This is a genomic window from Pseudomonas sp. PS01297, assembly GCF_029959305.1.
GTDB lineage: Bacteria > Pseudomonadota > Gammaproteobacteria > Pseudomonadales > Pseudomonadaceae > Aquipseudomonas > Aquipseudomonas helleri.
Window position 1 is genome coordinate 1 of sequence record NZ_JASCPQ010000181.1, and the last position, 3,761, is coordinate 3,761.

General features: G+C 63.3%; 3 protein-coding genes. 2 read left to right on the forward strand and 1 reads right to left on the reverse strand.

What is annotated here, in order from left to right:
* Positions 1–83: 83 nt before the first annotated feature.
* Positions 84–1,361, reverse strand: coding sequence for an acetyl-CoA C-acetyltransferase (locus tag QMX84_RS25905; RefSeq protein WP_282365113.1), 1,278 nt, complete (start codon positions 1,359–1,361; stop codon positions 84–86).
* Between the two features lie 122 nt (positions 1,362–1,483).
* On the opposite strand from QMX84_RS25905, the gene QMX84_RS25910 reads away from it, so the two are divergent.
* Positions 1,484–2,836, forward strand: a complete 1,353-nt coding sequence (locus QMX84_RS25910) for a 3-oxoacyl-ACP reductase (RefSeq protein ID WP_262126299.1) — start codon at positions 1,484–1,486, stop codon at positions 2,834–2,836.
* A gap of 3 nt (positions 2,837–2,839) precedes the next feature.
* A complete protein-coding gene (locus QMX84_RS25915) occupies positions 2,840–3,694 on the forward strand; it encodes a MaoC/PaaZ C-terminal domain-containing protein (RefSeq protein ID WP_262126300.1) in 855 nt (284 codons plus the stop codon).
* Positions 3,695–3,761: the final 67 nt, after the last annotated feature.

A 3,761-nucleotide genomic window follows, 5' to 3' on the forward strand; every position in this document is an offset into this window, starting at 1 on the left:
GGGCTTGCTCGCGATGCAGACAACGCGGTCTTTGAATTAACCCGTGTCGATACAATCGCGAGCAAGCCCGCTCCCACAACACATCAGTCTCGCTCAAGAATCGCCGTCACACCCTGCCCACCCGCCGCGCAGATCGAGATCAACCCTCGGCCCTGCCCGGCCGTGGCCAGCAACTTGGACAAGTTGGTGACGATGCGCCCACCCGTCGCGGCAAACGGATGCCCAACAGCCAGCGAACTGCCTTTGACGTTCAGCTTGCTGCGGTCAATGGACCCCAGCGGCGCCTCCAGCCCCAGCCTTGTCCGGCAGTACTCGGCGTCTTCCCACGCCTTCAACGTGCACAGCACCTGGGCGGCAAACGCTTCATGAATCTCGTAGTAGTCAAAGTCCTGCAAGGTCAGGCCATTACGCGCCAACAGCCGTGGGACCGCATACACAGGCGCCATCAGTAACCCTTCGGCCCCATGTACGAAATCCACCGCAGCCGTTTCGCCATCGCGCAGGTAAGCCAACACTGGCAACCCCTGCGCCTTGGCCCACTCTTCACTCGCCAGCAACACCACCGAAGCGCCATCCGTCAGCGGCGTTGAATTACCCGCCGTCAAAGTACCTTTGGCGCTGCGCTCGAACACCGGTTTTAGCGCGGCCAGCTTCTCCAGGGTCAGCTCGGGGCGCAGGTTATTGTCGCGGCGCAGCCCCTGAAACGGGGTGAGCAAATCGTCTTCCCAGCCCTCGTGATACGCCGCCGACAACGCCTGATGGCTGTGCAAGGCCAAGGCATCCTGCTCGTCCCGGGGGATATGCCAGGTTTGCGCCATCAACTCGCAGTGCTGCCCCATGGACAAGCCGGTGCGCGGCTCGCCATTGCGCGGGAAGGCCGGTTTCAAAAAGCTCGGGCGCAATTGCAGCAAGGCTTTGACCTTGTCCAGCGGCGCCTTGGTGCGGTTGAGCTGCAACAGCCATTTGCGCAGGCCGTCATTCAGGCCAATCGGCACGTCCGAGGCGCTGTCGACACCCCCGGCAATCGCACAGTCAATCTGCCCGAGGGCAATTTTATTGGCCACCAGCAACGCCGCTTCCAGGCCGGTGCCGCAGGCCTGTTGCAGGTCATAGGCGGGGGTTTGTGGCGACAGGCGTGAGCCCAGCACACACTCGCGGGTCAGGCTGAAGTCCCTGGAATCCTTGAGCACCGCCCCGGCCACCACTTCGCCCATGCGCAACCCATGCAGGTTGTAGCGCTCGATCAGCCCCTCCAGCGCAGCGGTCAACATCGTCTGATTGCTGGCCGTCGCGTACGCTCCGTTAGCGCGGGCAAATGGAATTCGATTACCGCCAATAATGGCTACTCGACGCAAACTCATAAGATGTTCCCTATTCTTTCAAGGCCATTGATCGTTACAAGCGTAGGTCCTATCGCTGATAACGAACGACCATGACGTGTTTGTGGTCAACCCTTTGAACCCCATCTGTCGGAGAGTGTTCCATGTCAGACCGTTATATCGACTTTGCCAACTCATCCATCGGCCACCGCGTGGTCGGTGCATTGGGTCTGCCGTCACCGGTACGACTGGAACGCTGGCAAGCGGGCCGCCTGCGCCCGGTAGAAGGTGCACTGTTATTGGGTGGCGGCGCATTGGCCGCGACGGTCGGGGCTTTTGCGCAAAAACTCACCGATGCCGTATTCGCCTACGGCCCCGGCGAGTCGTCGGCCAACCCGTGGATACCCGGCCAGGGGCCCAAGCTCAAAGCCGTGGTGTTCGATGCCAGCGAACTGCTGCACACCGACCAACTCAAACAACTGCGTGAGTTCTTCCAGCCACTGCTGCGCAGCCTGGCGCCCAGCGCGCACATCGTGATCCTCGGCCGCGCGCCCGAAACCCAGCGCGATCCGTTTGCCGCCAGCGCCCAACGCGCCCTTGAAGGCTTTGCCCGCTCATTGGCCAAAGAGCTGCGCAGCGGCGGCACCTTGCAACTGCTGTATGTCGGCGAAGGGGCTGAAGACCAATTGGAAGGCGCGCTGCGTTTTTTCCTCTCGCCCAAAAGTGCCTTTGTCAGCGGCCAGGTGTTGCGCCTGAGCCCCTGCGCCACGCAGGTGCCGGACTGGACGCGGCCACTGGCCGGACGTAAAGCCTTGGTCACCGGCGCGGCGCGGGGCATTGGCGCGTCGATTGCCGAAACCCTGGCCCGCGACGGCGCCGAGGTGGTGTTGCTCGACGTGCCCTCAGCCAAAACCGATCTCGATGCACTGGCCGCACGCCTGGGCGGGCGCAGCCTGGCCTTGGACATTTGCGCCGCAGACGCCCCCGCGCAGTTGGTCGAGCATCTGCCGGACGGCATCGACATCGTGGTGCACAACGCCGGCATCACCCGCGACAAAACCCTGGCCAACATGACGCCCGAATATTGGGATGCGGTGCTCGCGGTCAACCTCAACGCGCCACAAGTCTTGACCAAGGCCCTGCTGGACAGCGGCACCTTGCGCGATAACGGCAGGGTGATTCTGCTCGCGTCCATCAGCGGCATCGCCGGTAACCGCGGGCAAACCAACTACGCCGCCAGCAAGGCCGGGCTGATTGGTCTGGCCCAGGCCTGGGCGCCGCTGCTGGGCGAGCGCGGTATCAGTATCAACGCCGTTGCGCCGGGCTTTATCGAAACCCAAATGACCGCGCACATTCCGTTTGCCCTGCGCGAAGCCGGGCGGCGCATGAGTTCTCTGGGCCAGGGCGGTCTGCCACAAGACGTCGCCGAAGCCGTGGCCTGGCTCAGCCAGCCGGGCTCGGGGGCCGTCAGCGGGCAAGCGTTGCGGGTCTGCGGGCAAAGTGCCTTGGGGGCCTGAATCATGACTGTGCATTGGCTCGACCTCAGCGCCCCGCCGCACTTGCCCGCGCTGTATGCGCAAGCGGCGGCCAAACGCAAAATCACCGGCAACACCTTGCCGGAGCTAGGCGTGCGCTGCTGGGTCGACATTGACGCCCAGGCGCTGGCGGCCTTTCGTGACGTTTGCGCGATTGCGCCCAACCCGTTACTGCCGCCGACCTACCCGCATGTGTTGGCGTTCGGCCTGCAAATGCAATTGCTGACCGACAAAGATTTCCCCTTCCCGCTGCTGGGACTGATACACCTGACTAACCGGATCCGGGTCATGCGGCCCATGGGCGGTGTGACCCGGCTGCGCATCGGCGTGTTTGTGCACAACCTGCAAAAACACCCCAAGGGCGCCACCTTTGACGTCGTGACCCAAGTCGACGATCAACTCGGGCCACTCTGGGAAGCCGAAAGCACGCTGTTGTGCAAAGGCGTCGACTTGCCCGGCGAAGTGCCAGCAACCCCGACCTTCAACCCCCTCGCCTTGACCGAACTGACCCGCTGGTATGCGCCGTCGAATATCGGTCGCCGCTATGCCAGGGTCTCGGGCGACTACAACCCCATCCACCTCAGCGCCGCCAGCGCCAAGCTATTCGGCCTGCCCAGCGCCATCGCCCACGGCCTGTGGCTCAAGGCACGCGCGCTGGCAGCCCTCAACGCGCACCTGCCGGCGGCCAATGTCGAGATCAGCGTGGCGTTTAAAAAGCCGGTGCGATTGCCCAACGAAGTCATCTTGCTGAGCAGCGATGCGGGCTCAAGCGGCGACTTCCAGCTCAACGGGCACGGGGATCTGATGCATTTGATTGGCCAGTGGCGGCCTATCAGCTGAGACCCGACAAGGAGCGAGCTTGCCTCGCGATCTTTTAAACCATCAAAAGATCGCGAGGCAAGCTCGC

What these genes read in the sequence shown, in the direction of transcription:
- QMX84_RS25910 (WP_262126299.1), top strand. Translation starts at nt 1,484, where the DNA reads ATGTCAGACCGTTATATCGACTTTGCCAACTCATCCATCGGCCACCGC.
- QMX84_RS25915 (WP_262126300.1), top strand. Translation starts at nt 2,840, where the DNA reads ATGACTGTGCATTGGCTCGACCTCAGCGCCCCGCCGCACTTGCCCGCG.
- QMX84_RS25905 (WP_282365113.1), bottom strand. Translation starts at nt 1,361, where the DNA reads ATGAGTTTGCGTCGAGTAGCCATTATTGGCGGTAATCGAATTCCATTT.